Source organism: Microbulbifer mixtoriginis (SeqCode) (assembly GCF_052466695.1).
In genome coordinates, this window is sequence record NZ_CP174285.1 from 4,377,973 (window position 1) to 4,403,562 (window position 25,590).

Annotated in this window: 21 protein-coding genes and 2 tRNA genes; 16 read left to right on the forward strand and 7 right to left on the reverse strand. The window is 54.4% G+C overall.

Features of this window, described 5'->3' with window-relative positions:
- The first annotated feature begins 76 nt into the window (after positions 1-76).
- A tRNA-Lys gene (locus ACJJI0_RS19170) sits at positions 77-152 on the forward strand.
- 103 nt (positions 153-255) lie between these two features.
- Positions 256-331, forward strand: a tRNA-Lys gene (locus ACJJI0_RS19175).
- 128 nt (positions 332-459) lie between these two features.
- Here ACJJI0_RS19175 and ACJJI0_RS19180 read toward each other — a convergent pair.
- The gene (locus tag ACJJI0_RS19180; RefSeq protein ID WP_444883816.1) at positions 460-1,560 is read right to left on the reverse strand and encodes an NAD(P)/FAD-dependent oxidoreductase; all 1,101 of its coding nucleotides are present in this window, start codon (positions 1,558-1,560) and stop codon (positions 460-462) included.
- Between the two features lie 208 nt (positions 1,561-1,768).
- On the opposite strand from ACJJI0_RS19180, the gene nadA reads away from it, so the two are divergent.
- On the forward strand, positions 1,769-2,821 hold the full coding sequence (gene nadA, locus ACJJI0_RS19185) for a quinolinate synthase NadA (RefSeq protein ID WP_252084632.1): 1,053 nt from the start codon (positions 1,769-1,771) through the stop codon (positions 2,819-2,821).
- 91 nt (positions 2,822-2,912) lie between these two features.
- Here the strand turns inward: nadA and ACJJI0_RS19190 are convergent, their stop codons facing one another.
- On the reverse strand, positions 2,913-4,421 hold the full coding sequence (locus ACJJI0_RS19190; RefSeq protein ID WP_252084633.1) for a M48 family metalloprotease: 1,509 nt from the start codon (positions 4,419-4,421) through the stop codon (positions 2,913-2,915).
- Positions 4,422-4,629: 208 nt separating this feature from the next.
- Between ACJJI0_RS19190 and ACJJI0_RS19195 the strand changes: the two genes are divergently transcribed.
- The 6 genes from ACJJI0_RS19195 to ACJJI0_RS19220 all read left to right on the forward strand — a co-directional run bounded on the left by ACJJI0_RS19195 (position 4,630) and on the right by ACJJI0_RS19220 (position 11,905).
- Positions 4,630-4,908: a sulfurtransferase TusA family protein gene (locus ACJJI0_RS19195; RefSeq protein ID WP_444883817.1), complete on the forward strand. Its 279-nt coding sequence runs from the start codon at positions 4,630-4,632 to the stop codon at positions 4,906-4,908.
- Between the two features lie 20 nt (positions 4,909-4,928).
- On the forward strand, positions 4,929-6,014 hold the full coding sequence (locus ACJJI0_RS19200) for an AI-2E family transporter (protein ID WP_252085962.1): 1,086 nt from the start codon (positions 4,929-4,931) through the stop codon (positions 6,012-6,014).
- A 295-nt stretch (positions 6,015-6,309) separates the two neighbouring features.
- Positions 6,310-7,413: a phosphoribosylaminoimidazolesuccinocarboxamide synthase gene (locus ACJJI0_RS19205; protein ID WP_444883818.1), complete on the forward strand. Its 1,104-nt coding sequence runs from the start codon at positions 6,310-6,312 to the stop codon at positions 7,411-7,413.
- Between the two features lie 344 nt (positions 7,414-7,757).
- Positions 7,758-8,489, forward strand: a complete 732-nt coding sequence (locus ACJJI0_RS19210; protein ID WP_444883819.1) for a class I SAM-dependent methyltransferase — start codon at positions 7,758-7,760, stop codon at positions 8,487-8,489.
- A 456-nt stretch (positions 8,490-8,945) separates the two neighbouring features.
- On the forward strand, positions 8,946-11,330 hold the full coding sequence (locus ACJJI0_RS19215) for a marine proteobacterial sortase target protein (protein WP_444883820.1): 2,385 nt from the start codon (positions 8,946-8,948) through the stop codon (positions 11,328-11,330).
- Entirely contained in the window at positions 11,330-11,905 is a 576-nt protein-coding gene (locus tag ACJJI0_RS19220) for a class GN sortase (RefSeq protein WP_444883821.1), read from the forward strand. Before ACJJI0_RS19215 ends, ACJJI0_RS19220 begins: the two co-directional genes overlap by 1 nt.
- 232 nt (positions 11,906-12,137) lie before the next feature.
- On the opposite strand, the gene ACJJI0_RS19225 is transcribed toward ACJJI0_RS19220, so the two are convergent.
- Positions 12,138-12,350 carry a hypothetical protein gene (locus ACJJI0_RS19225; RefSeq protein ID WP_444883822.1) on the reverse strand — a complete coding sequence of 71 codons (213 nt, stop codon included), beginning with the start codon at positions 12,348-12,350 and terminating at the stop codon, positions 12,138-12,140.
- Positions 12,351-12,353: 3 nt separating this feature from the next.
- On the opposite strand from ACJJI0_RS19225, the gene aceE reads away from it, so the two are divergent.
- The 5 genes from aceE (at position 12,354) to ACJJI0_RS19250 (ending at position 17,957) form a co-directional block, all read left to right on the forward strand.
- Positions 12,354-15,023, forward strand: coding sequence for a pyruvate dehydrogenase (acetyl-transferring), homodimeric type (aceE, locus tag ACJJI0_RS19230; RefSeq protein ID WP_252084639.1), 2,670 nt, complete (start codon positions 12,354-12,356; stop codon positions 15,021-15,023).
- Between the two features lie 17 nt (positions 15,024-15,040).
- Entirely contained in the window at positions 15,041-16,681 is a 1,641-nt protein-coding gene (gene aceF / locus ACJJI0_RS19235; RefSeq protein WP_444883823.1) for a dihydrolipoyllysine-residue acetyltransferase, read from the forward strand.
- Positions 16,682-17,000: 319 nt separating this feature from the next.
- Positions 17,001-17,270, forward strand: coding sequence for a hypothetical protein (locus ACJJI0_RS19240; RefSeq protein WP_444883824.1), 270 nt, complete (start codon positions 17,001-17,003; stop codon positions 17,268-17,270).
- 113 nt (positions 17,271-17,383) lie between these two features.
- Positions 17,384-17,680: a hypothetical protein gene (locus tag ACJJI0_RS19245; RefSeq protein ID WP_444883825.1), complete on the forward strand. Its 297-nt coding sequence runs from the start codon at positions 17,384-17,386 to the stop codon at positions 17,678-17,680.
- On the forward strand, positions 17,670-17,957 hold the full coding sequence (locus tag ACJJI0_RS19250) for a hypothetical protein (protein WP_252084643.1): 288 nt from the start codon (positions 17,670-17,672) through the stop codon (positions 17,955-17,957). The genes ACJJI0_RS19245 and ACJJI0_RS19250 overlap by 11 nt, the downstream gene beginning before the upstream one ends.
- A 68-nt stretch (positions 17,958-18,025) precedes the next feature.
- Here ACJJI0_RS19250 and ACJJI0_RS19255 read toward each other — a convergent pair whose 3' ends face one another.
- Positions 18,026-18,808, reverse strand: coding sequence for a glycosyltransferase domain-containing protein (locus ACJJI0_RS19255; RefSeq protein ID WP_444883826.1), 783 nt, complete (start codon positions 18,806-18,808; stop codon positions 18,026-18,028).
- 198 nt (positions 18,809-19,006) lie between these two features.
- Here ACJJI0_RS19255 and ACJJI0_RS19260 point away from each other — a divergent pair, with 198 nt between their 5' ends.
- Positions 19,007-19,387 (forward strand): hypothetical protein, encoded by a 381-nt coding sequence (locus tag ACJJI0_RS19260; RefSeq protein ID WP_252084645.1) that lies wholly within the window; start codon positions 19,007-19,009, stop codon positions 19,385-19,387.
- A gap of 54 nt (positions 19,388-19,441) precedes the next feature.
- On the opposite strand, the gene ACJJI0_RS19265 is transcribed toward ACJJI0_RS19260, so the two are convergent.
- Both ACJJI0_RS19265 and ACJJI0_RS19270 read right to left on the reverse strand, forming a co-directional pair.
- Positions 19,442-22,636 (reverse strand): efflux RND transporter permease subunit, encoded by a 3,195-nt coding sequence (locus ACJJI0_RS19265; protein WP_444883827.1) that lies wholly within the window; start codon positions 22,634-22,636, stop codon positions 19,442-19,444.
- 110 nt (positions 22,637-22,746) lie between these two features.
- A complete protein-coding gene (locus tag ACJJI0_RS19270; protein WP_444883828.1) occupies positions 22,747-23,889 on the reverse strand; it encodes an efflux RND transporter periplasmic adaptor subunit in 1,143 nt (380 codons plus the stop codon).
- Between the two features lie 377 nt (positions 23,890-24,266).
- On the opposite strand from ACJJI0_RS19270, the gene ACJJI0_RS19275 reads away from it, so the two are divergent.
- Positions 24,267-25,229 (forward strand): AraC family transcriptional regulator, encoded by a 963-nt coding sequence (locus ACJJI0_RS19275; RefSeq protein ID WP_444883829.1) that lies wholly within the window; start codon positions 24,267-24,269, stop codon positions 25,227-25,229.
- On the opposite strand, the gene ACJJI0_RS19280 is transcribed toward ACJJI0_RS19275, so the two are convergent.
- Positions 25,226-25,510, reverse strand: coding sequence for a hypothetical protein (locus tag ACJJI0_RS19280; protein ID WP_444883830.1), 285 nt, complete (start codon positions 25,508-25,510; stop codon positions 25,226-25,228). The two genes, ACJJI0_RS19275 and ACJJI0_RS19280, sit on opposite strands and share 4 nt — an antisense overlap.
- Between the last annotated feature and the right edge of the window lie 80 nt (positions 25,511-25,590).

A 25,590-nucleotide genomic window follows, 5' to 3' on the forward strand; every position in this document is an offset into this window, starting at 1 on the left:
TTTTTTTCGGGTTAGGTATTGTCTTTTCAGAATAGATCCGTAAGATACGCAGCTCCTCACATCGAGGCACGGAAAAGGGTCGTTAGCTCAGTTGGTAGAGCAGTTGGCTTTTAACCAATTGGTCGCTGGTTCGAATCCAGCACGACCCACCATTTCCGCCGGGGATATCCACAGTAACCCCACAGCTTTTACAGATCTGCGAGAGAAGTAAAAGCATCCTGAGTTGGGACATACCAAGTTCGCCCAACTTCCTAAGGGTCGTTAGCTCAGTTGGTAGAGCAGTTGGCTTTTAACCAATTGGTCGCTGGTTCGAATCCAGCACGACCCACCATTTCTTTACTGCTTTCCTTTTTCTTTTAATTTTTTTACTTCCCTGTGAACACTGGTTTGCTCGCGCCTGAAAATTCTCTACATGGCTGAGCCTTTAAGGTATTTATTTGTCTCTACAGAGAGCAGTTTTTAGCGACAAATACAGTCTGCTGCCATCTCCCCTAAATATAAGCAACTGGTAAGGCCGGGTGACTCAATGCCGAAAAAGGCTACTAGTTGTGGTTCTTGACTTTCGCCCCAGTGGAATACTTTGAAGTCCTGGGTTGGGCCGCCTTTTGCCGTGAGCTTTGGGCGAATGCCAGCGTAATCTGGCTTTAGGCTTTCTGCGGGGAGCTCGGGCCAATAAAGGCGAACGCTTTTATAAAACCTTTCCCCTCGTTTTTTATCCACCGTGTAATCAATTTTTTCTACCCACTCAACGTCGGGTCCAAAGCGGGCATAGCCCTCCAAATCCAGTGTGAGATGAGTGCCCAGTCCGCCGGGTTCTGGCAGGGGGTAGATCAGGTGGGAAAAAGGGGGTTTGTGGTCGAGAGAAAAATAACTCCCCTTTGCCAGGAATTGGTTTGGGACTAGTTGTCGAATACTTTTGTCGTTGATTTTGCAGAGCAATTGGTGGCTGTGTAGCCCTGCGGCTACGATCAAATTCTTGGTACCGAGTTGATAGCCATCTCTCATGGTGAGTTGGTAGTGGTCACTTTCACGCGATATTTTTTTCACTGCTGTGCCTAGTGCCACCTGGCCGCCATGCGCTTCCAGGGCGCCCTGCAGTGCCAATAGTAGGGCGTGGCTATCGAAGATGCCTGTGGTAGGTGAATAAATTGCACTGTGACACTGCAGCTGGGGTTCCATTACCTTGGCTTCTTTTGCGCTCAGTAGCTGTAAATGGCCGGCGCCATTCTTATCTCCTTGGGCTTTCAAGGCTTTGAGTTGGGGGAGTTGGGCTTCGTTGGTAGCCAGGATTAATTTGCCGATGGCTTTGTGTGGGACCGCATGCTCGCGGCAAAAACGATACAGCTTGGCTTTGCCCGCGACACAGGCTTTAGCCTTTAAGCTGCGGCTTGGGTAGTAAATACCGGCGTGGATCACCTCGCTGCTGCGGGCGCTAATCTCTGTGCCGATATTGGTGTGTTGTTCCAGAACCAGCACATCCTGCCCTCTAATGGCCAGGGCATAGGCGCTGGCGAGACCAATGGCTCCAGCACCAATCACAATGTTTTCAACCTGCTCCATTTTAGGGGCTCCCCATTAATAGGAAGGCTTTTTTGCCTGGATGTGGGCGCGCAAAACTGCTTCTCTGTTCTCTTGGGCTCTGCAGCCCGGGCATGGGGCGTAACTTATCTTGCGGTGCTGTCGAATTACCAGTTGTTGATACTTTAGGTGCGCTGATATGGCGTCGCAATGCGTTATACTGCGCGTTTTTCGCTGGTGGTAGTTAGCCATGACCCAAAAGTCCGTTGTTGCAGAAACGGTAGATTCCCTCTCCCTGGTGCAGGCGCACTTGGCGGAGCCGGTTGTGTCTCAGTACAGTGAGGAGGAGTTGCAAGCCTGGCGCGAGCGTATCAAGCGTCTGCTTAAAGAGCAGAATGCCGTGTTAGTGGCTCACTATTACACAGACCCATTAATCCAGGCGTTGGCCGAAGAGACTGGTGGCTGTGTATCCGACTCTCTGGAGATGGCCCGCTTTGGTGCCAAGCATAGCGCCGATACCCTGGTGGTGGCCGGGGTGAAGTTTATGGGCGAGACCGCCAAGATCCTGACGCCGAATAAGCGTGTGTTAATGCCCACCCTGGAGGCTACCTGCTCCCTGGATTTGGGCTGTCCCCCGGATGAGTTTTCCGAGTTCTGTGATCAGCATTCGGATCGCACGGTCGTTGTCTATGCCAATACCTCTGCGGCGGTGAAGGCGAGAGCGGACTGGGTGGTTACCTCCAGTATCGCCCTGGATGTAGTGGACCACTTGGATGCCAACGGTGAAAAAATTCTGTGGGCCCCTGATAAGCATCTCGGTGGTTATGTGCAGCGTGAAACCGGTGCGGATGTTCTGCTTTGGGATGGCTCCTGTATTGTGCACGAGGAGTTCAAGGCGAAAGGTGTGGAGGACCTGAAGGCGCTCTACCCGGATGCCGTAGTGTTGGTGCACCCGGAATCCCCTGCCTCGGTGGTTGCACTGGCGGATGTGGTGGGTTCCACCTCGCAGATAATCAATGCAGCCAAGACCCGCCCAGAGAAGCGCTTTATCGTGGCGACCGACCAGGGCATCTTCTACAAGATGCAGCAGGAGTGCCCGGATAAAGAATTGATGGTTGCCCCCACTGCCGGAGCTGGCGCGACTTGTCGCAGCTGTGCGAACTGTCCTTGGATGGCGATGAACTCCCTGGAGAATTTGTGTGGGGTACTGGAGCGCGGTGATAACGAGATCTTTGTAGATGCGGAGCTGGGCCGTAAGGCGATGATCCCGCTGCAGAGAATGCTGGATTTCCGCAAGGGTTAAAGGTGCCTAGCGGGCTCCAGTGCCAATAAAAAAGAGCGGCTAGAGGCCGCTCTTTTTGTTTGTGCTTTGTTTGTGTTGTTAATGAGTGGGGTCAAAGCTCCTTGGCTTTTTCCTGCATCTTGATGACGTCTTTAAGGCGCTGTTTCAGGATGGCATTGGTTTGATAGTCGTCTTTGGTCATGCGAATGCCGTGGCGCAGGTGCTGCAGGGCCTTATCGAAAACACCGATCAAAATATAGTATTCGGCTCGTGCCTCGTGCACCCCGACGATATCCCCGGCCAAGCCATGGGTCTCGGCCAATAGGTACCATACGGCAGGGTCTTTCTTGCGCACCCTGCTGTATTTGGCCAGCATGCGCTCTGCCGCCAGATAGTTGCCCGCTTTAAAATGAGCGTTGGCGAGCCCCATCACCAGGGCGTGGTCGCCGGGGTTGCGGTCCAGTGCCTGCTGTAAGCGCTGGGTGGCGCCCGAATAATCTTGGCGCACTAGGTCAATATCGGCGCGCGCCAGGACAAAAGCGGCTTTGGAGGGCTCCTTATCGAGGAGCGGCTGCAGGGTGTCCAGAGCGGAATCCGGCCTTCCTGCGGCGATTTGTGCCAATGCCAGGCCGTAGCGGGCGGCATCTTCGTTGTCATGGATGCCATTAAGTTCGGCCTGGAAGCGTTTAACGGCCTGCTGTGGCGTGGCTTCAGTAGCCAGTCGGATTCGCGCGCGCATCATATGGTAGTCGCGGCTATCGCTGGGTTCGACATCCTCCATGCGCTGGGAGCGCAGCTTGGCGTCGGCGATACGCTTCTCTGTTACTGGGTGGGTCAGCAGGAACTCTGGTGGACGGCGGTAATAGCGGGTGGCTTTGAGCATCTGCTCGAACATCTCGCCGGCGGCATCTGGATCGCGGCCGGATCTTGCCAAGGTTTCGATACCGACCCGATCGGCCTCCTGTTCATTCTTGCGGCTAAAGCGCAGCTGACTGTCGAGCGCTGCGGCCTGAGTTGCGGTTATGGCGGCGAGGCCCGCTTCGCCACCGGCGGTGGCGGCGAGTACCAGGGCGCCGAGCATGCCGGCCAGGGTGGGCAGGGTGTTGTTGCGCTGGGCTTCCAGGGAGCGGGCGTAGTGGCGCTGGCTGAGGTGGCCCAGTTCGTGGGCGACCACCGAAGCAAACTGATCTTCGTTTTTCGCAAATAGGAAGAGACCGGTGTGAATACCCATAATGCCACCGGGTACCGCAAATGCGTTCATGGTTTCATTATTTACCACGACCACATCAATATTCTTGTCCTCCAGGGGGCTGTATTCGGCCAGGCCCTTAACGGTTTTTTCGACGTACTGCTGCAGCAGTGCATCGGAGGAAGTCTTAACCTGGCTACGAAATATACGCAGCCACATTTGGCCCAGTTCTTTCTCGCGCTGGGGGGATACCAGGCCGCTGGTGCTGTCTCCAAGTTCCGGCAGGCGGATTCCCTCAGAGTCAGCGGTGGCTGCAATGGGAGTGCTGCCGAGCAACAGGCCTAAGCCGAGTGCCTTTAGGGTATTGCGCAATCGCAGTGAGAGAGGCGCTTTGTTTGATCGACGAGGCAGGCTTTTTTGGGGATCAGTCATTTTGATTACTGCTCGGTCTGTCCATGAAGGATCTATAGTCCAACTCTATACGCAACCCCGTTGAACTGTCGAGGGTTAGACAGGGTGGGGCGGTAAAGGTTCTGGCCGGCGCCAGCGGGAAGGTTAAAAAGGGTTAAGCATTGTCGGTAACTGGCGCAGATTACGCGTTATAATCCGCGGCTCTGTAAAGCTTGTGACCAAATAGCCAATGGCCGTGCCCCCTTCCAATACCGTTGATAAAAACTCCGTGCCGGACTGGCATGAGGCGGTAACGGTGGACGCCCGCCAGTTGCCCTGCCCCCAGCCTCTGCTGGCTATGCGCAGGGCCCTGCGCCAATACGAAGCGGGGACCTTACTGTGTGTGATGGCCACCGATGAGGGTTCCTGGCGCGATTTTCACAGCTTTGCCGCACTGAGTGGCAGGCCCCTGCTGCGCGCCGAGAGGCGTGATAATACCTTTCTATATTGGCTGTACGCTGGCAAATGAAGAATCAATCCCGAGAGTCTATGTTGTCGATTGTTAAAGGCTGGGTGAACCGCTACTTCAGTCAGGAAGAAGTGGTGTTGCTCGTGCTGCTGCTCACCGTAGCGCTGGTGGTACTGGCCACGCTCGGCGGTGTGCTGGCGCCTGTGCTTACGGCCCTGGTAATCGCCTTCCTGATGCAGGGCATGGTGCAAAAGTTGAAGTCCTGGCGGGTGCCCCATTGGCTCGCGGTAACACTTTCCTGCTTGGTGTTAGTGGGCACTATCGTGGGCCTGCTATTTGTGGTGCTACCGATTATTTGGCGCCAGCTGGTGCGCCTCGGTGCGGAGTTGCCGAATATGGTGCAGCGCGGCCAGGAGCTGTTGTTGCTACTGCCGGAGCGTTACCCGCGCCTGATTTCTGCGGCGCAGATCGACGAGGTTTTTAATACCCTCGGCAAAGAGCTGGGTGGCATGGGGCAGACCCTGCTGGCTTTCTCTCTCACTAACCTGCCCATTTTTGCCGGCCTGCTGATTTATGTGGTGGTGGTGCCGATCCTGGTATTTTTCTTCTTGAAGGACTCCGACCAGCTGATCCGCTGGTGTACCTCTTTCCTGCCAAAGCAGCGCCCCATGCTGCACCAGATCTGGCACGAGATGAACGACCAGGTGGCCAACTATGTGCGCGGCAAAGTGGTGGAGATCGGCATAGTGGCAGCGGTGAGCTATGCCGCCTTCCTGTTGCTGGGGGTCAATTACGCCCTGCTGCTGGCGGTGGCGGTGGGCCTGAGTGTATTGATTCCCTATATCGGCGCGGCGGTGGTGACCATCCCGGTGGCGGCCATTGGCCTGTTCCAGTGGGGTTGGAGCAATGAGTTTTTCTACCTGATTATGACCTACGGCATTATCCAGCTGCTCGATGGCAATGTACTGGTGCCACTGCTGTTTTCCGAGGCTGTCAATCTGCACCCGGTGGCAATTATCCTGGCGGTATTGTTTTTCGGCGGTATCTGGGGCTTCTGGGGCGTCTTCTTCGCTATTCCGCTGGCGACCCTGCTTAAGGCCATTATGAGTGCCTGGCCCACCAGCGAGCACCAGGCCGAGTGGGAGGCCAAGCGTATATCGGAGTAATGCTAGCGGGCCCAGTGGGGAACCTCTGGGCCATTGTTATTTCGCAATATCTGGCTGGCCCAATACCTGGCCCGCCCTAGAGAGCTTTTAGAGTGACTCACACTCTGCGTTGCGAGTTCCTGAAGGGGCTAGACACTCCTGCACAGTCGGGCCCTGGCTATAGTCGCCCTAAAAGCCAGAGGCATCACGGAATTGTTCAGGGGCTCTCTGCCAACTTCTTTTCTTTGTATCGACGCGGGCCATTGCTAGAATGCCGCGCTTTCTTTTATTTGCTCCTTCGAATAGGTGAGAGCCCATGAGCCTGGCTGACAAAGTTCTAGCGGTCAATAATGACCTGCCGATCCGTACCGACAAGCCTGTCCACAGCGGCAAAGTCCGTTCCGTTTACTGGCTGAGCGAAGAAGATAGCCGCCGCCTGATTGAGGAAAAAGGCTACCCGGTTTCCCCGGACACCCCTCTCGCGGTAATGGTGATTTCCGACCGTATCTCCGCATTCGACTGCATCTGGACCGGCGAAGGCGGCATGCGCGGCGTACCCGGCAAGGGCGCGGCATTGAACGCCATTTCCAATCACTGGTTCAAGCGGTTTAAAGAGCAGGGCCTGGCCGACAGCCATATTCTGGATATCCCACATCCGCTGGTGTGGATCGTACAGAAGGCGCGCCCGGTGATGATCGAAGCCATCGCCCGCCAGTACATCACAGGCTCCATGTGGCGCTCTTACCAAAAGGGCGAGCGCGAGTTCTGCGGTATTGAAATTCCCGATGGCCTGCAGAAAGACCAGAAGCTGCCAGAATTGCTGATTACCCCCTCCAGCAAAGGTATTCTCAAGGGCATCCCCGGCGTGCCGGAAGCAGATGACGTCAATGTCACCCGCAAGAATATCGAAGATAATTTCGCGGCCTTCGGCTTTCGCAGCGCGGGCGATATCGATCTGTATGAGAAGTTGCTGAAAGAAGGTTTCGATTTGATTTCTGCCGAGCTGGAAAAACTCGATCAGGTCTTTGTCGATACCAAGTTTGAATTCGGCTATGTCACCGATGCCAATGGTGAAGAAAAGCTGATCTATATGGACGAAGTGGGTACCCCGGACTCCTCCCGTATCTGGGACGGCGAACAGTATCGTGCAGGTAAGGTTGTGGAGAAATCCAAAGAGGGCTTCCGCCAGGCGCTGCTCAACTACTTCGCCGATGCAGATATCCTGTTGAACAAAGATCGCATGGATGAGCGCTCGGCCCTGGCTCGCGATAATGAGCTGCCAGAATCTATGCTGATGGATCTCTCTAATACTTATGTTGGTATTGCTGAGAAGATTATTGGTACGAAATTGGAGATATCCGATAACCCCAAAGCGGAACTGCTTGAAGTATTGCGTAAGGATTATGGTTTGGTCGACTGATATCAGATTGATTGATAAAAAAACCGGCGCTTGCGCCGGTTTTTTTATGTCAGGGAATTTTATTCCTTATTAGTTCGATGGTCTTGGTACAGATATTCTCTTAAGAAAGTATCTTAATATTAAATCTGTATTGACTGATCAATGGAGGTTTTGCCGTTGATCTTGTACGTCTATTATTTAAGTTCCTCCCTCAGCCATTTTCTTATTTTTAGCGATAATTTTTTGTTGCTGTTCAAATGGATGAGAGATGGTTGTCGCTGTATAACTTTTTCTGAAACGATGTGCGGAATGCTTTGTAATAAAGTGTGATTTTCCATTTTTGTCGATATGTTAGAGTGCTCTTCGTGCCTGCTGAATTTGAAATTTTATTTGTGCACTCTCTGCCCTTCCGGGTAAAGGGTATTTTTCTGCATTATACTTATTTGAGAAAGGGATTTGTTGTGAATTTTAATGGGCCTCTTATCGTAAATCTGGGTTCTGGCTATGAGAATCCGCTATGTAAGGCAGAGCTTGAGCGCTTTCCCGAGCTTGAAGGTTGGGGAATCCTTAATTTTGATCTTCATGAATTGCATGGCCAAAAAGGTTATCAGCAGGACAGTAAAAAGGTGTTAGATTCGAGTCATGTGTGGAATGCAAATGTTGAGAAAAAGATTCCTTTGGTTGATTGCTCAGCGGATGTTGTTATTTCGGTAAGTCCCTATGGCTATTCTGTGCTGAGTAAGGAAGTTTATAGAATTTTAAAGCCGAGAGGTTTAATTATCATTTGGGGGAATGGAAGTAATAAATTTATCCAAGAGGATCATGAGGAAAATGATGAGATGAAAATTGGTAGATTGAGAAGTGGTGCGGTGAAAGAGCTTGATCAATTATCCGGATACAATGGGGTGAGTAGGCAGGGGGATTTTTTTGCTCGCTATGAATACACTGTAGAGCACGATTTAGTGCAACGTTGCAAGCAGTATTTGTTTGATCGTGGTTCGTATGTTACTGGTGGGTGTCGCGAGACTAAATTGGATACATGTTTGGTTTTCAGGAAATGTAAGAATATTAAATTCGGGGAGGAAACCTCTGGTTAATGAAACTCTTTTTTAGGTTGCCATGATTGGCTGAAGGTAGAGGTTTTTATTGTTGGTTGGTGTTTTATTCTTCTCTGGGGTTGATTTGTTTTAGGTCTTTAGGGGGTTGAGGCTGGTAGCGTTTTTAAGTTAGATAATGCGTGGAACTAGGGTGGCTGATTTCTTGTGTAATTTATCTAAAGAAATTTAATTGTTTCGGAGAGTTTTTTGGTGTACATAGCTTTGTTCCTTGAGGTTAGAGGCCTTATTAAATGAGGTTTCAATGGGGGGCTGCTAAAAGTTAAATGGCTTAAAGTGGTAATTTTGGTAGGGCTACGATAACTAAGAAATATACTGTCTACAATTGCCATAATTCGTCATAATTCCTCCCATTTCCCGCCCGCTTCCCTGCCGCCTTTCGCCTGCTTCCCTTTGTTTAATCACTTCAACATCCAATTTAAAAGTGGAGGGAAGTGAGTGAACAGGGTGATGTTGTTTGGGCAGCGGTTTCATAAAGACGATCTGATGTTGCCGACGGAGGAATATTATCGTCGCCGCCAGAAGAGCGGTGGTGCCGGGCGCTGGTTGTTATTTATTGTGGTGGTATTAGCGGTGGTCATTGCGGCAATCGGGGCCGAGGTCAGTGCCCAGGCGCTTGTCTCTGAAAATGATACGGCTACCGCTGAACCGGTTACCCTGGATGATGTGCAAGCGGGGGATTTACTGTTTACTGGCGCGGAGCCGGGCCGTTATGTGCCCGCCGTGCACCTGCACAGTAGCGTCAAAATGGTGGTGCGCGGTCTGGTTGCGGAAGTGCAGTTACAGCAGGCTTTTCAGAATACCAGCGATAGCTGGCAGGAGGCGGTTTACGCACTGCCATTGCCCGAGCAGGCAGCGGTGGCTGGTCTCGAGATTCAATTAGGTGAGCGCCGTATTGTCGGCAAGGTGCGCGAGCGCAAACAGGCGGCAAAGATTTATAAGGCCGCGCGCGCGGCGGGTAAGCGCGCGGCTCTTTTAGAGCAACAGCGCCCCAACCTGTTTACCAACAAAGTGGCCAATATTGCACCGGGAGAAACGGTGCAGGTGAATATTCGCTATCTACAGCCAGTAGCCTATGACAGTGGTGTCTTTTCATTGCGGCTGCCAACCACCCTGACTCCCCGTTATATCCCCGGTGAACCCATTTCCTCACAAGCCCTCGGTGGTACCGAGCTGGAGCTGGCCACTCAGAGCAGTGGCTGGGCGCTGCCCACTGATCAGGTACCGGATGCCGCAGCGATTGCCCCGTTGATGCAGCCGGCGGCAGAGTTGGAAGCGGTGGGCAGTCACAATATTGCCATTGAGGTAGAGCTGGAGGGCGGCTTGCCGCTGGTGAAAATCGGTAGCCCTTATCACGATATTGCCATCGATGAAAAAGCCGGAGAGCGCTACTCGATCCGTCTGCGCAAGGGCAGGGCAAAAATGGATCGTGACTTTCTTTTAAATTGGCAGCCGGAGCCCTCGGCCATGCCGCGTGCGGCGCTGTTTAGTGAGCATGTTGGTGAGCGTGCCGCCGGGGTGCAGGCGGATGGCAGGGAAAGTGCGGATAAAAAATCCGGTACCTATTTGCAGCTAATGCTGCTGCCACCAGATGAGGGCACTCGTGTCCAGCGCCTGCCACGGGAAGTGGTTTACGTGATCGATACCTCCGGTTCTATGAGCGGTAACTCTATCCGCCAGGCCAAGGAGAGTCTTACCCTGGCGCTCTCGCGTCTAGATGGTAATGACCGTTTTAATGTAATCGAATTTAATAACAGCCCCCGTGCTTTTTTCCCACGCCCGCTGGCGGCGAATGCGGAGAATATTCAGCGCGCACGCCGGGAGGTAGAGCGCTTAAATGCCGATGGCGGCACCGAGATGGCTGCTGCGCTACGTTTAGCGCTGGGCCAGCAGTTGCCCGATAACAACAACCTGGTACACCAGGTGGTATTTATTACCGATGGTGCGGTGGGCAATGAACAGGCGCTGTTCGAGTTAATCCACCAACACCTGGGCGATGCGCGTTTATTTACGGTGGGCATTGGCTCGGCACCTAACAGCCATTTTATGCGTAAAGCCGCCCAGTTTGGACGCGGTATCTCGGTCACTATCGGCGATCTTTCCGAGGTGCGCAGACGTATGCAGACCCTGTTCGCCAAGCTGGAAAACCCTATGGCCACCAACTTACAGCTGAGTTGGCCCGAGGGTGTGCTGGCGGACGCCTATCCCAAACGAATCCCCGATCTCTATCGCGGCGAGCCGTTGCAGCTGGTGGCCAGGGTGGAAGGGCAGTCGCTGCAGGGGGGCATTCAGCTGCGTGGGCGTATGGCCGGTAAGCAGTTTGTGCGCAACCTGGCGCTGACACTGGAGCAGGCTCCCAGTAGCAAGGGCATCGGCAGTTTGTGGGCGCGCAGAAAAATGGAATCCCTGCGCGACCGCCAGACCCAGCTGGGTGAGGAGAGCGATGCGGGTCAGGCTCTGCGTGCACAGATTTTACAGCTCGCCCTGGCTCATCAACTCGCTAGCCCCTACACCAGTTTTGTCGCGGTTGAAGAAGAGCTGGTGCGCAAGCCCGAAGAAAAGCTCTCCCAAAGTGCGCTCACCAACATGGTACCCAAAGGGCAGGTGTTGCAGCGCCAGGCTTACCCCAGTACGGCCACAGGCGTTTACGCGCAACTGTTTGCTGCCTTGAGTCTGCTTAGCTTGGCAGCACTGTTGCGCCGCGGCCGCTCAATGCGCGCCAATATGATGGGGGCAATCCGCCGTCTGCTGCGTAAGGTGGTGCCGGATCTGCGCCGCTGTAGCGGTGGGCTGGAGGCGCAGCTGGGGAGTACGCCACAGTGATGCGCCAGCTGCTTTTTTCAGTGTGCCTGCTGGTGGGGTTGTGGCAGTTGGGCTCCGCCTCCTGGCTGCTGGCCAAGGCGCAGCTGGCCCAGTTGCTGATTGCCAGTGCCTGGGAGGAGCAGTTGCAGGGTGGGGTTCCGCAAAAGCCCTGGCCCTGGGCGGATACCCGGCCGGTGGCCAAGCTCAAGCTGCAGGGTCAGCGTCCTTTTATAGTGCTGGCGGGAGGCAGTGGAGAATCCCTCGCCTTTGGTCCCGGCTTGCTTGATGGTTCCGGCAAGCCCGGTGACTTTCGCACCACGGTAATCGCTGCGCATCGGGATACGCACTTTGCCGGGCTGCAAACCCTGCGGCGCGGCAATGGCATTTACCTGCAGGGTGAAGACGGGCGCTGGCACACGTATCGGGTGACGGAGCTGCGCATCGTAAATAGTGAGCGCGAACGTCTGCCGGTTTTTGCCGAGCGGGGCCTGCTACTGGTGACCTGCTATCCCTTCGATGCTATGGCGGCGGGTGGTCCACTGCGCTACTTGGTCTACGCTGAATACCAATCTGGCGGGGAGCTGGTGCAGCTGTGACTGGCACCTTTATTTGAGACTCGATTTTGTAATTTGTTTTCTCAAACTTTCCATAAAATATTCCGGTAAAACAGCAAAATGGCAAATAATTGTTTTGCCGTTTTGTTTTGTTTGTTACTAACCGTCCTATCTGGAAAATTTTTTGTAGTAATACTACAATCGCTTCCGCTAATAACCGGGAATGGGGCTTTGTCCGCCACGTTAGAGTGGGGCCCGGAACAGATAATTACAGTCAAACTAAGCACTCGCGGCACAGACTGGCGCCGCTTTTCCTCTCCGCCGCGATCGGGTGAAGATTCACACATTGCATTTCCGCCACCAACGGCGGTGAATTGGCGGAAGCCTGAAAAAAAGGAAGCATTTTTTCGCCTGCGCTGTAGTTTGCCCGCGTACCGATTTTTGAGAAATAGACCGACTTGACGTCGCCTAATTCGCCGAGGAGCATTTGATGCACGAAGATACCGATAACCTCGAAACGCAGGAATGGCTGGATGCGCTGCAGGCGGTTATCCGCTACAGCGGCAAAGAGCGCGCCGCCTTCCTTCTAAAGCAGCTGTCTGATCGCGCTACCGATGTCGGTGTGCAGCTACCCGCGGCTATCACTACCCCTTACCGCAATACCATTCCGCCCAATGCGGAAAAGCGCATGCCCGGCGACCTATTTATGGAGCGCCGTATTCGCTCCCTGATTCGCTGGAATGCCCTGGCGATGGTGGTGCGTGCCAACCAGAATAACGACCACCTCGGCGGCCATATCTCCAGTTTCTCCTCTGCCGCCACACTCTACGATGTGGGCTTTAACTACTTTTTCCGCGGCAATGAAGGTGAAGAGCGCGGCGATCTGATTTTCTTCCAGGGGCACAGTGCGCCGGGTATTTATGCCCGTTCTTACTTGGAAGGACGCTTCGATGAAGAACAGCTGGATAACTTCCGCCGCGAAGTGAACGGCAACGGTCTCTCCTCTTATCCACACCCCTGGCTGATGCCGGATTACTGGCAGTTCCCCACAGTTTCCATGGGGCTGGGACCGATTCAGGCAATTTATCAAGCGCATATTATGCGCTATATGTCTGCCCGCGGTTTGTCACCGCGCGGTGACCGCAAGGTGTGGGCTTTCCTTGGCGACGGCGAATGTGATGAGCCGGAAACTCTGGGCGCCATTTCCCTGGCCGGCCGTGAGCAACTGGAAAACCTGGTGTTCGTGGTTAACTGTAACCTGCAGCGCCTGGATGGCCCGGTGCGCGGTAACGGTAAAATTGTGCAGGAGCTGGAAGGTGTATTCCGCGGTGCCGGCTGGAATGTCGTTAAAGTACTCTGGGGCCGCCTGTGGGATCCGCTGCTGGAGAAAGACGACAAGGGGCTACTGCAGAAAGTCATGGACGAAGTGGTCGATGGCGAGATGCAGAACTTCAAGGCCAACGGCGGCGCCTATACCCGCGAACACTTCTTCGGTAAGTACCCGGAGCTGCTGGAGCTGGTCAAGGATATGTCCGACGATGAGATTATGAAGCTCAATCGCGGCGGCCACGACCCCTACAAGGTCTACGCAGCTTACGCGGCAGCCATGGCCCACAAAGGCCAGCCCACTGTGATCCTGGCGCAAACAGTTAAAGGCTACGGCCTGGGCTCCGCCGGTGAAGCGGCGATGGATACCCACTCCGTGAAGAAGTTGGATCTGGATTCCCTTAAGCGCTTCCGCGACCGTTTTGCTATTCCGCTCACCGATAAAGAGCTGGAAGAAGTGCCTTACTACCGTCCGTCTCCGGATAGCCCGGAAATGAAATATATGGCGGAGCGCCGCAAGACCCTGGGCGGTCCGGTTCCCCGTCGCCCGATTGAGTGCCCAAAACTGGAAGTGCCCGGTCTCGATGCTTTCAGCGCGCTGACCAAAGGCTCCGGCGAGCGCGAAATTTCCACCACCATGGCATTTGTGCGCGCTATCGCCGCACTGGTGAAAGACAAGAATATCGGCAAGAACATCGCGCCGATTGTGCCCGATGAAGCCCGTACCTTCGGTATGGAAGGCCTGTTCCGCCAGCTGGGTATCTACTCTTCTGAAGGGCAGCGCTATACCCCGGTGGATCACGGCCAGATCATGTATTACAAGGAAGATAAGAAAGGCCAGGTGCTGGAGGAGGGCATCAATGAAGCCGGTGCCATGTCTGCCTGGATGGCGTTGGCTACGGCCTATAGCAACCACGGCGTGCCGATGGTGCCTTTCTATATCTATTACTCCATGTTCGGCTTCCAGCGCGTGGGCGATCTGGCCTGGGCCGCTGGCGATATGCAGGCGCGCGGCTTCCTGATTGGTGCCACCGCCGGTCGTACCACTTTGAATGGTGAAGGCCTGCAGCACCAGGATGGTCACAGCCATGTACTGTCCTCCACTATCCCCAACTGTCGCAGCTACGATCCGGCCTACGGTTACGAGTTGGCTGTGGTTATGCAGCGGGGCCTCAAGGAGATGTACGAGGAGCAGAAGAATGTCTTCTATTACATCACCATCGAGAATGAAAACTACCTGCAACCGGAAATGCCCCAGGGCGTGGAAGAGGGCATTATTCGCGGCATTTACAAACTTCAGTCCAACGTCAAGAAAGGCGCCAAAGGCAAGACTGCCAAGAAGCATGTGCAGTTGATCGGTGGCGGTACAATTTTGCGTGAAGTGCTGGCAGCAGCGGATATCCTCGCCGATCAATTTGGCGTGACCTCCGATGTCTGGAGCCTCACCTCTGCTGTGGAAGCGGCCCGCGAAGGCCAGGATGTGGCGCGTTGGAATATGCTGCACCCGGAAGCCGAGTTGCGCAAAGCCTGGATCACCGAGCAGTTTGAGGGCAATACCTCACCGGTGATCGCCTCCACTGACTACATCCGTTCCTATGTGGAGCCCCTGCGTGAATTTATCGATGGGGACTTGACCACCCTGGGTACTGATGGTTTCGGCCGCAGTGACAGCCGCGAGCAGTTGCGTCGCTTCTTCGAGGTGGATCGCAACTATGTGGTGATTGCCGCTCTGAATGGATTGGCCAAGCAGGGTGTGATTGATGCGAAAGAAGTGTCCGAAGCGATCGTGAAGCTCAATATCGACGCCGAAAAAGTTAACCCGCGCATCAGCTAAGAGAAGGCAGAACTCCTATGGCAAAACAAGTCATTAAAGTGCCTGATCTCGGCGGTGCCGATCAGGTGGATGTGATTGAAATTACGGTTGCCGTCGGTGATACCGTCGCGCAAGAGGATTCTCTGATTGTGGTGGAGGGCGACAAGGCCTCCATGGATGTGCCGGCCCCGGTGGCCGGTAAAATCCTCAGCATCAGCGTAAAAGAGGGCGATAAGGTCTCTGAAGGCGATGTGATTGGTGAGATCGAAACCGATGCCGCGGAAGCACCAGCAGAGGAGCCCGCTGCAGTCCCCACCAAGCAAGAAGCTGCGCCGGCGGCAGAGCCTGTAGCTGAAGCCCCTGCGGCAGCAGCGAGCGGCGAGCCGAAAGAGGAAACGATCCAGATCCCGGACCTGGGCGGTGCCGATGCGGTTGATGTGATCGAGATCAGTGTGCAACCCGGTGATACCGTCGAAGAGGGTGATTCTCTGATTGTGGTGGAAGGCGATAAAGCCTCCATGGATGTCCCTTCCCCCAGCGCCGGTACTGTCGTTTCTATCGCCGTTAAAGAGGGCGATAAGGTTTCCACGGGCGATACCCTCGGTGTATTGAAAGTGGTTGCCGCAGGCGGTGCCGCCGCCCCGGCAGCTCAAGCCGCAGTCCCGGCAGCTGCTGCGCCTGTCGAGAGTGCTCCACAGCAGGCCCCTTTATCTGTTGAGCCGCCGGCAGTGCCGCAGAAAGATTACCAACTGGAGCGCAATCTCACTGCCGCAGCCCAGGTTTATGCCGGTCCCGCCGTACGCAAATTGGCCCGTGAGTTGGGTGTTACCTTGAGCAAGGTGAAGCCCACTGGTCCGCGCAACCGGGTCTCCAAGGACGATCTGCACAATTATATCCGCGAGCAGGTGAAGAAAGCCGAGAGCGGTGCGGTCGGCGGTGGAATTGGTATCGCCAAGATGCCGGATATCGACTTCAGCCAGTTTGGCCCGGTGAACGTGGAGCCGATGAGCAAGATCCACAAGATCACCGCAGCCAATATGTCGCGCAACTGGCTCAACGTGCCTCATGTCACCCAGTTTGATGATGCGGATATCACCGAGCTGGAAACCTTCCGCAAGTCTATGAAGGCTGAGGCGGAAAAGCGCGGTGTGAAACTCACGCCTGTGCCTTTCCTGCTGAAAGCGGTAGCCGCGGCCCTGCGCGCAGAGCCCAGCTTCAATGTGTCCCTGCACAATGATGGCGAGCAGATTGTGCGCAAGGACTATGTACATGTGGGTATGGCGGTGGATACGCCAAAAGGCTTGATGGTGCCGGTTATTCGCGATGTGGATAAAAAAGGCTTGTACGAGCTGGCGGCCGAGGCCACTGAAATGGCCCTGAAAGCCCGCGATGGCAAGCTGAAGCCCAACGAGATGCAGGGTGCCTGTTTCACCATCTCAAGCCTGGGTGCTATTGGCGGTACCGGATTTACCCCGATCGTCAATTCGCCAGAAGTGGGCATCCTCGGTGTTTCCAAGTTGGCGGTGAAGCCGGTGTGGAACGGCGAGGACTTCGAGCCGCGGCAGATGCTGCCTTTGGCGCTTTCTTACGACCACCGCGCGGTTAATGGTGGCGATGCCGGACGCTTTATGACCTACCTGGTGAGTGTGCTTGCGGATGTGCGGCGCCTGCTGCTATAGCCTATTCATAAGCTACAGCACAACCCTCAAAAAGCGGCCTATGGCCGCTTTTTTTATGGGGGTCACTCAGCTGACATTGGGCTTTTAAGAAGTTGTGAGTTCTTTCTGCTTTTTTTAGTCAGAACGGACTCGTAGGTGCCTTACTGCGAAGAAACTTTTAACCAGTTACCCACAAAAGTATCTAAAATGGCGTATAAAACTTTATAAAAATGAATTGCACGCAGAAATGACCTGGCGCCAACTGGCTGGATAATCCTCGCCGGCTAGACTTTTTTGAAAGACAGCTATCAGCGCAACACTGAAAGTGGAGTGTCGGATCATGAGGCCTTCAAGGAAATTCGCTCTGCCGCTTGTAGCGGCTCTGGCGGTGCAGGGTTGCTTATTCTTACCCGCGGAGGAAGTGGAAGGGGAAGACCCTTTCTTTTTCGAGGCTCAGGCTAGCGGGCAGGAAGGTGGCTTTGTCGAAGCCGACTCGATTGTTTCATCGCCTGCTCAGGCCTTGCCTGTTAATAATGAGTGTGAAGGGCATTGCACTCACCAGGTGTACGACTCCACCGCCTGGTTCTTCCCGGTTCTGAGGGTGTACTAAGCACCGAGCTGCGAGTCTGGGAAGGTAGTGCGCAAGGTTGTGGCTGCACCGTCCGATCATTTACCGAAGTACGCGAATTAGGTTTCGCGTGGTGCCGATACGGAGGCAAGCCCATGAAAAAATTCCCTATAGCCATTGCCGCGTTGTGTACCAGCTTGCTGCTTCCAGCTTGCGGTACCCCGGATACGCGCAACCAGGTGGTCTACCCAACCAGTGCGCCGATACCCCGCCATGCGGAATATCGCGCATATCCCTCTCAAGCAATGCCCGCAGCTCCCTCAACACGCAGGTCCAGTCATTCCAGTTGCCCCGGTGACTCTGAGGAATTGGCGCCCGGATCAATTTGTCCTGAGAGTGCCCGTTGCTTTGATATTTCCGGTGGAAGGCGTTGTATTTCCTATGAAGAGTAAAGTTTTACTGTCATTGATTGTGGCGCAGCTGCTCGGTGGCTGTGCCGATGGTTTTTGGCAGGATTTAAATGGCACCGCAATTTATTATTCCTATAAGCACAGTCCCGTTCCGCCCGATGAACTGACTGCATTCCCACGCTTTTGCCTGGTTTGTGATCCCTATATGGGTGACCTGGACAATTGCATTGCTGCGGGAGTGCCTTGCTATCAATTGGATACTGGCGATTGGTGTGCCGGGCCCTATTCACCATTTGAATTGAGTTACAGCTTCTATTGATGGATATTGCTCGTGACTGCTCCGGGTGAAGCAGGGGTGAAAATATAGGAAGCGGCAAAAGTGTTGAGTTACTTCAGCAGTGTTTTAATGCTTTCTTTTATCGAAGTTCCAATATAGTACTTTAAGCCGTTAAGTGTGCCCTTGATATTCACTTCGGGGTAGTAGTCATAGCCCAGCTTTTCCAGCAGGATATGCAGGTTTTTCTTGATACCAATGGCGAACCAGCTGCAGGGGAAGGAGATAATGCTGGGACTCTGCCCGTTGAGCAGGTAAATTTTTCCTCCCTGAATATGGTCCACTTGATTGAGCAGGTTGTAACTGGGATCGGCCATGTCAAAGTTATAAAATAACTTGGCCTCGTGATCTATATCCACCTGCTCACAAGTGTGATGCGCATAATAGCGCCGCAGTATTTTCTGGTCATCGCAGTAATTGGGATACATTCCGCGGGCTGCCTGGAATAGGTTTTGTAGCGCTTTATTTTTTCCAATAAATATTCCCGTGGAAAAAACATGTTCGTTAGGAAAGAATTTTTTTTCAAAATATCCTTGAACACCATCGTGCCGGTAGTCATTGGAAAAAATAATATCTTTGCCAAAGGAGTGAAAGTTTTTTTCGAGCAGGCGTACTGACGGTAATATCAATGAGTCGAAACCGTCGAGATAGCAGATTATGTCCTCCTCAGGTAGCGTTTGAAAAAAAGGAAGCAAAATATCCATTTTGGATGAGAAGTCTTTCCAGGGGTGATCGCGCCCAAGAATGGTAAGTGATACGCCATTGCGTCTGGCGGATTCCTGGAGTACAGGAAACATTCTTTCCGAGTGGGTGGCAATGGTGGCGATATGCAACATTTTTTAGGAGAAACCCCTGCGCCTACAACTTTCTAAGCCGGCAAAGGTTTCTTTGCCACCTGTGAGAAGTCTAGCCGACCCTTTTATCTGAAGTGACAGGTCTGTACAACTCGGGGGCTGCTCTTGTCTCGATACGTCTATACATTACTTGGCGAGTGGCAGTGCTTGCCGGATTTCCTTTAATTAGACGAGCGTGTAATGAGAGGCGCCAGAAGAAGCTGGATAATCAATGTCTGCATCGCGATTGATCAGCTCGGTAATGCTATTGCCGGAGGTAATCCCGATGCCACTATCTCTGGTCGTTGCGGTTATTTTTCACGGGTGCAGGAGACACGTTTACGCCGTTATTGGCGGATTTTGGAATGGGTGATCAATTTTACCTTTATCCCCATCGATGGACCGGATCATTGCTACCGGTCTTATCTGTGGGATCGCGCAGAAAAGCATGAAGAGGGCAGTGACTTTATGCGTGTGCTGCTGGGGGTGATCGTGATTTTTTTCTGCATGCCTCTCTGTCTGTTTACCTGGCTTTATGTATTGGTTTTCCCCAGTGCCCGCTGGAAAAAGGAAGAGCCATAGCAAAAAAAAGCCCCCGAGCAGAGCGCAGCGGGGGCTTGAAGTTGGGGGTTATTTCTAGCTATGCGCCGGTTGTTCCATTGAATCCTGAATTAGTGCTGGTTCATTAGTTTTTGTTGTGTTGGACAAGCTGCCACCGGCAAGTTTGCGCAGCGCAACATAAAACACTGGGGTCAGGAACAAGCCAAACAGGGTTACGCCAATCATGCCGGTAAATACGGTAATACCCATGGCGTTGCGCACTTCGGCACCGGCGCCACTGGCTAGCACCAGGGGCACCACGCCGGCAATAAAGGCTACGGAAGTCATAATGATTGGACGCAAACGCAGGCGGCAGGCTTCCAACGCCGCCTCTACGGTACCCTTGCCGTCCATTTCCAGCTCGCGGGCAAATTCCACAATCAGAATGGCGTTTTTACAGGCGAGCCCCATTAATACAACCAGCCCTACCTGAACAAATACATTGTTGTCGCCGCCAGTAGCCCAAACACCGAATAGTGCAGCCAACAGACACATGGGCACGATCAGAATAACCGCCAGCGGCATTACCCAGCTCTCATAGAGTGCGGCGAGTACTAGGAATACCAGCAGTACTGCTAGTGGAAATACCACCATAGCGGCGTTGCCCTGGTTAACCTGCTGGAAGCTGAGGTCGGTCCATTGAATTTGCATACCCGGAGGCAGGGCCTGGTCGGCTACCTGCTCAACCGCCGCCAGTGCTTCAGAGGAAGACAGCATGCTGGGATCGGATTGCCCCATCAAATCGGCTGCGGGATAGCCGTTGTAACGGATGACCGGGTCGGGTCCGTAGCTTTGGCGCAGGGTCACCATGGTGCTGATGGGCACCATTTCCCCATTCATATTGCGGGTGTAGAGATTGTCGAGATCTTGCACTTCATCGCGGAAAGGCGCATCTGCCTGGGCAACCACCTGGTAGGTGCGACCGAACAGGTTGAAGTCATTGATATACATGGAGCCGAAATACAGCTGCAAGGTGCCGAACAGGTCGTCCATACGCACGCCCTGGGCTTTGGCCTGCAGGCGGTCTACCTCGGCGTCCATCTGCGGCACATTGGCCTGGTAGGAGCTGAAGGGATAGCTGAGGCCGCTGGCCTGGCTCAAGGCCCCAGCCAGCATATTGGTGGCATTTTGCAGCTCACCGTAGCCGGCACCACGGCGGTCCTGGACATAGAGGGAGTAACCGGAGCCTGCGCCCAGCCCGAAGATGGGTGGTGGCATGAAGGTCATGGCGAAGCCTTCCTTGATCTGGGAGAGCTTGCCGTTTAGCTCCGCGGCGATTTCGGTGGCACTGCGTTCGCGCACATCGAAGTCGTCGAATAGGATAAATACCGTGCCCACGTTGGGGGTATTGGTGCCTTGTAGGGCGTTAAAGCCGACAAAAGCCGCCGCGTTGGCAACGCCCTCTGTTTCCAGAGCCAATTCACTCACGCGGCGCGCAACTTCTTCAGTGCGATCCAGGGAGGCTCCTTCCGGCAGGCGGATACTGCCCACCAGGTAAGTCTTATCCTGAACCGGAATAAAGCCTCCGGGCACCTGTTGGAACAGGGCGAAGGTACCGCCGAGCAATATCAGGTAGACCCCAAATACGATACCGCGGCGTTTGAGGCTGTGGCCCACCACCCGCTGGTAGCGTTCAGAGTTGCGCTGGAAGAAGCGGTTGAACGGGCGGAATAACCAGCCGAACAGGCGCTTGATAATGCGCGCGGGCATATCCGGCTTGGCACCGTGCGGCTTCAGCAGGGTAGCCGCCAGGGCCGGGGACAGGGTCAGGGAGTTGATCGCGGAGATAATGGTGGCGATGGCAATAGTGGTGGCGAACTGGCGGTAGAACTGGCCGGTGATGCCGTCCAGGAAGGCCATGGGCACAAACACTGCACAGAGCACCAAACTGATGGCGACAATTGGGCCGCTCACCTCGCGCATGGCCTGGTGGGCAGCGGCTAAAGGTGTCAGTCCCTCCTCGATATTCCGCTCAACGTTTTCCACCACCACGATGGCGTCATCCACCACGATACCGATGGCCAGTACCATGGCGAACAGGGTCAGGGTGTTGATCGAGAAGCCCAGCATCAGTAGCACCGCAAAGGTACCAACAATGGATACCGGCACGGCCAGGAGTGGAATCAGGGAGGCGCGCCAGGTCTGCAGGAACAGGATAACCACCAGCACTACCAGTAACACCGCCTCAAGCAGGGTCTTGATCACAGAGCTGATGGAAGTGCTGACAAATACGGTTGGGTCGTAGGCAACTTTCCACTCCAGGCCTTCGGGGAACTGTTCTCCCAGTTCCGCCATCTTCTCGCGTACTGCAGCGGAGACTTCCAGGGAGTTGGAGCCCGGGGACTGGAAGATCGGAATGGCCACCGCCTGGCGGCCGTTTAGTAAGGCGCGTAGAGAGTCTTGGGATGAGGCCAGTTCAACCCGCGCCACGTCACGCAATCGGGTAATTTCACCATCGCTGCCGGTCTTCAGTACCACATTGCCAAACTCTTCTTCGCTTTGCAGGCGGCCCTTGGCGTTGATAGAGATCAGGAAATCAGAGCCATTGGGCATCGGCGAGGCGCCGATCTGTCCGGCAGACACCTGCACATTTTGCTCACGCACTGAGCTGACGATATCCGCTGCAGTCACGCCCAGGGCCGCCGCTTTTTGCGGGTCTACCCACAGGCGCATGGCATAGTCCCCGGAGCCAAAGACGGCGGCGAGGCCTACACCGGGAATACGCGACAGCTCATCGCGAATATGCAATACCGCATAGTTGCGAATATAGGTGGCGTCGAGGCTGTCGTCTGGAGAGATCAGATGCACCGCCATCATCAGGTTGGGCGACTGCTTCTGCGTGGTTACCCCCTGGCGGCGTACGTCTTCCGGTAGGCGGGGTAGTGCCTGGGATACCCGGTTTTGTACCTGAACCTGGGCCTGGTCTGGGTCGGTGCCCAGTTTAAAAGTGACATTCAAAGTGAGGGTGCCGTCACTGCCGGCCACCGACTTCATGTAGATCATGTTTTCCACACCATTGATGGCTTCTTCCAGTGGTGTGGCAACAGTTTCGGATATCGTCTTGGGGTTGGCACCAGGGTAGCGGGCACTTACTTGCACGCTAGGCGGTACAACCTCAGGATATTCACTGACTGGTAATGACGGGATGCTAATCAATCCCACTACAAAAATAATGATCGACAGCACCGAGGCAAAGATGGGCCTGTCGACAAAGAAACGGGAAAAATTCATACGCTGCTACCTGGGAAGCGGCTTTCAGGCCGCTCGGATTCCATTGATAGGATTCGTTGGGCGTTCGGTGCCCAAAACTCGTTGTCCAAAAGTAGTGGAAACACCTAGGCTCAGTGTCCGGCGGCCTGAGCGCTACTGCCTTGACCCTGCTGGGCGATCATCTCGGGTGCGACCGGCATGCCGGGGAAGAAGATCTTCTGGAGGCCGTTGACTACAATTCGTTCGCCAGTTTGAAGGCCGCTACGGATTACCGTGCGCTCCCCCTGCCGCGGGCCCAATTCTACCGGGCGACGTTCCGTCAAGTTCTCCTGCGTGACCACATAGACATAGCGGCGATCCTGGTCGGTGAGTACTGCCTTGCTATCGATCAGTACTGCCTGGGCCATTTCTTCGATAGGCATTTCCACGCGGGCGAACTGCCCTGGCTTAAATGTGCCTTCGGGGTTGGAGACTACAGCTCGGAACTGGATAGTGCCGGTGTGGCTGTTGAGGCGGTTGTCGATAAAATCCAACTGACCTTTATGCGGGTAGCCGTGTTCGCCTGCTAAGCCGATATGAACTGGGGGCCTGGCATCGCTGTTAAGTAGATTGCGACTGGCGGCAAAAGTCTGCTCGTCACTTTCGAAATACACGTACATGGGATCTACAGACACGAGGGTGGTCAGCAGGGTTGTATCCGCGTTGGCCAGATTGCCGCGGGTTATCTGGGCGCGGCTAACACGGCCACTAATAGGGGCTGTCACCTCGGTGTATTGCAGGTTGAGGCGCGCGTTTTCCACAGCGGCTTCGGCGGCATTCAGGGCTGCGTGCTTGGCATCCCGCGCGGCGATGCGGCGGTCGTATTCTTCTCGCGAAATGGCTTTACTGTCGAGCAGCTGCTGGGCGCGGCGGGCCTGCTTCGCATTGAATGCCAGCTCGCTGCGTACCCGCTGTAAATCCGCTTCAGCGGCACGCAGTTTGGCTTTGTAGGGGCGCTGATCGATAGTGAATAGCACATCACCTCGCTCTACCAGGGCGCCTTCAGTGAAAGATACCTGGTCGATATACCCGCTGACACGGGGGCGTAGTTCGACGGTCTCCGGAGCGACAACGCGGCCAGTAAAACTGCGCCACAAAGTGGTTGACTCGGTGCTAACCTGGGCAACTTCTACGGCCGGAGGGGGCGGTTGCTGCCCAGTGGGCTCTTCGCTGCCGCAGCCAGCCAGGACCAGTGCGGAGAGGCCGAACAGTGTGGAGGTAAGTTTCTTCACCATAACGCGTGTACTCCCTTTGCTTCGGAAGAGAGGGGCCGTTCGGCACTCCTCTCAGTTGGGAGGCAACTTTAATAGGGCGCAATGGGGGGGCGGTATCCGGTAACTATGGCCTGATTGCCTATTTCTATTTTTCTCAGTGAGATGACAGTCTGAGAAAGACCTTTAAGTCAATCAATTAGTACTGTATATATAACTAGGTTTGTGATTCATTAATGAATTTATCACGGCTTTATACGGTAGGAGATTACGGTAAGTTATCTATTGCTGCACAGTAATTGCCCAATCCTGCAAAATCCTGCGAGAGTTGCCTAAAACTCCGTATACTGTCAGCCACCTTGTTTGATGCCGCCCAGGGCACGCGGGCGCGAGGAAAAACTATGAGCAGTGAAGAGAGAGCGGTAGCAGAAGTCATTCCGGCGGAATTGGAGTCGACCAGGCAAAAACTGATCCAAACCCTGATGCGCCAGGCACCGGAGCAAGGCTTGACGGAGACTGCACTGGATGGCTTGGCCTTGATTCGCTGCAATGAGCCGCTCGCCTGTGCCTCGTCAGTCTATACGCCTTCACTGAACTTTATTATCCAGGGCAACAAAACCCTGGAGTTGGGGGATAGGGAAATTTCCTATATGCCCCTAAGTTATGTCGCAACTTCTGTACATTTGCCGATTTTGGGGCGAGTAGAGCGGGCCTCCAAGGATGTCCCCTTTCTTGGGGTAAAGTTGATTATTGACCCCAAAGAGGTGGCAGACCTGGTCCTGGAGCTAGGAGATAAGGCTCCCGGCATTGAAGCGGGCTATGACTGCCCGGAGGTCAGCTGCGGCCTCTGTGTAACACAAATGGATCAGGGCATTCTCGATGCAGTGAGCCGCTTAGTGCACTTGGCAGGAAATCCTACAGACGCGCAAATACTGGCGCCCATGGCGAGGCGGGAGATTATCTATCGGGCTCTGATGGGTGAGATCGGTGCGCGCATGCGCAAGTTTGCCATGGCGGACAGCCAGGCTAACCGGGTATCGCGGGTGATAGAGGTGCTCAAAGACCGCTTCTCCGAGCCCCTGCGTATCAGCGATCTGGCTGAACAAGCCAATATGAGCGAGTCCTCCCTATATCACAGCTTCAAGCAGATAACCCGCATGTCGCCACTGCAGTTCCAAAAGAAACTGCGTCTGCACGAGGCTCGCCGTCTGATGCTCTCAGAGGGGTTGGAAGCAGCTTCCGCCAGTTATCGGGTGGGCTACGAAAGCCCCTCCCATTTCAGCCGTGAATACAGCCGCATGTTCGGCCTACCGCCTCGCGCCGATGTCAGTAAGCTGCGCGGTGAGCTGCGGGTGCCGGCTTAGTCTGAAGTGGCATTGCCCTGTTTGAGAACAAACAGGCTACACCAGCCCTCGGGGCTGATATCGCCCTCCACCACTATGCAGGCATTGGGTGGTGTAAATAGCTGGCAGTCCACACACTTCTTACCGTCTTTCGGTGTGTCCTGGTAATTGACCGATTCCTTGGTCGCCTTGATTTGGGCGCTGGCCCGATCAGTGGCGATTATGCTAACCGGAAGAATCGCCAGGGCACCGCCGGATAACTTAAGGAACCTTCTGCGGGAAATATTCTGATGTTTTTCCATTGGCAAAATTTCCAAAACGCTTTGCATTAGTCTTCAGAATTTCAGAGTAGCTCGGTTTGGAATTTCTGCTGGAGGGTTTG

Coding starts and splice junctions, on each gene's coding strand:
- ACJJI0_RS19180 (WP_444883816.1), bottom strand. CDS start 1,560: ATGGAGCAGGTTGAAAACATTGTGATTGGTGCTGGAGCCATTGGTCTC.
- nadA (WP_252084632.1), top strand. CDS start 1,769: ATGACCCAAAAGTCCGTTGTTGCAGAAACGGTAGATTCCCTCTCCCTG.
- ACJJI0_RS19190 (WP_252084633.1), bottom strand. CDS start 4,421: ATGACTGATCCCCAAAAAAGCCTGCCTCGTCGATCAAACAAAGCGCCT.
- ACJJI0_RS19195 (WP_444883817.1), top strand. CDS start 4,630: ATGGCCGTGCCCCCTTCCAATACCGTTGATAAAAACTCCGTGCCGGAC.
- ACJJI0_RS19200 (WP_252085962.1), top strand. CDS start 4,929: ATGTTGTCGATTGTTAAAGGCTGGGTGAACCGCTACTTCAGTCAGGAA.
- ACJJI0_RS19205 (WP_444883818.1), top strand. CDS start 6,310: ATGAGCCTGGCTGACAAAGTTCTAGCGGTCAATAATGACCTGCCGATC.
- ACJJI0_RS19220 (WP_444883821.1), top strand. CDS start 11,330: ATGCGCCAGCTGCTTTTTTCAGTGTGCCTGCTGGTGGGGTTGTGGCAG.
- ACJJI0_RS19225 (WP_444883822.1), bottom strand. CDS start 12,350: ATGCTCCTCGGCGAATTAGGCGACGTCAAGTCGGTCTATTTCTCAAAA.
- aceE (WP_252084639.1), top strand. CDS start 12,354: ATGCACGAAGATACCGATAACCTCGAAACGCAGGAATGGCTGGATGCG.
- aceF (WP_444883823.1), top strand. CDS start 15,041: ATGGCAAAACAAGTCATTAAAGTGCCTGATCTCGGCGGTGCCGATCAG.
- ACJJI0_RS19240 (WP_444883824.1), top strand. CDS start 17,001: ATGAGGCCTTCAAGGAAATTCGCTCTGCCGCTTGTAGCGGCTCTGGCG.
- ACJJI0_RS19245 (WP_444883825.1), top strand. CDS start 17,384: ATGAAAAAATTCCCTATAGCCATTGCCGCGTTGTGTACCAGCTTGCTG.
- ACJJI0_RS19250 (WP_252084643.1), top strand. CDS start 17,670: ATGAAGAGTAAAGTTTTACTGTCATTGATTGTGGCGCAGCTGCTCGGT.
- ACJJI0_RS19255 (WP_444883826.1), bottom strand. CDS start 18,808: ATGTTGCATATCGCCACCATTGCCACCCACTCGGAAAGAATGTTTCCT.
- ACJJI0_RS19260 (WP_252084645.1), top strand. CDS start 19,007: ATGAGAGGCGCCAGAAGAAGCTGGATAATCAATGTCTGCATCGCGATT.
- ACJJI0_RS19265 (WP_444883827.1), bottom strand. CDS start 22,636: ATGAATTTTTCCCGTTTCTTTGTCGACAGGCCCATCTTTGCCTCGGTG.
- ACJJI0_RS19270 (WP_444883828.1), bottom strand. CDS start 23,889: ATGGTGAAGAAACTTACCTCCACACTGTTCGGCCTCTCCGCACTGGTC.
- ACJJI0_RS19275 (WP_444883829.1), top strand. CDS start 24,267: ATGAGCAGTGAAGAGAGAGCGGTAGCAGAAGTCATTCCGGCGGAATTG.
- ACJJI0_RS19280 (WP_444883830.1), bottom strand. CDS start 25,510: ATGGAAAAACATCAGAATATTTCCCGCAGAAGGTTCCTTAAGTTATCC.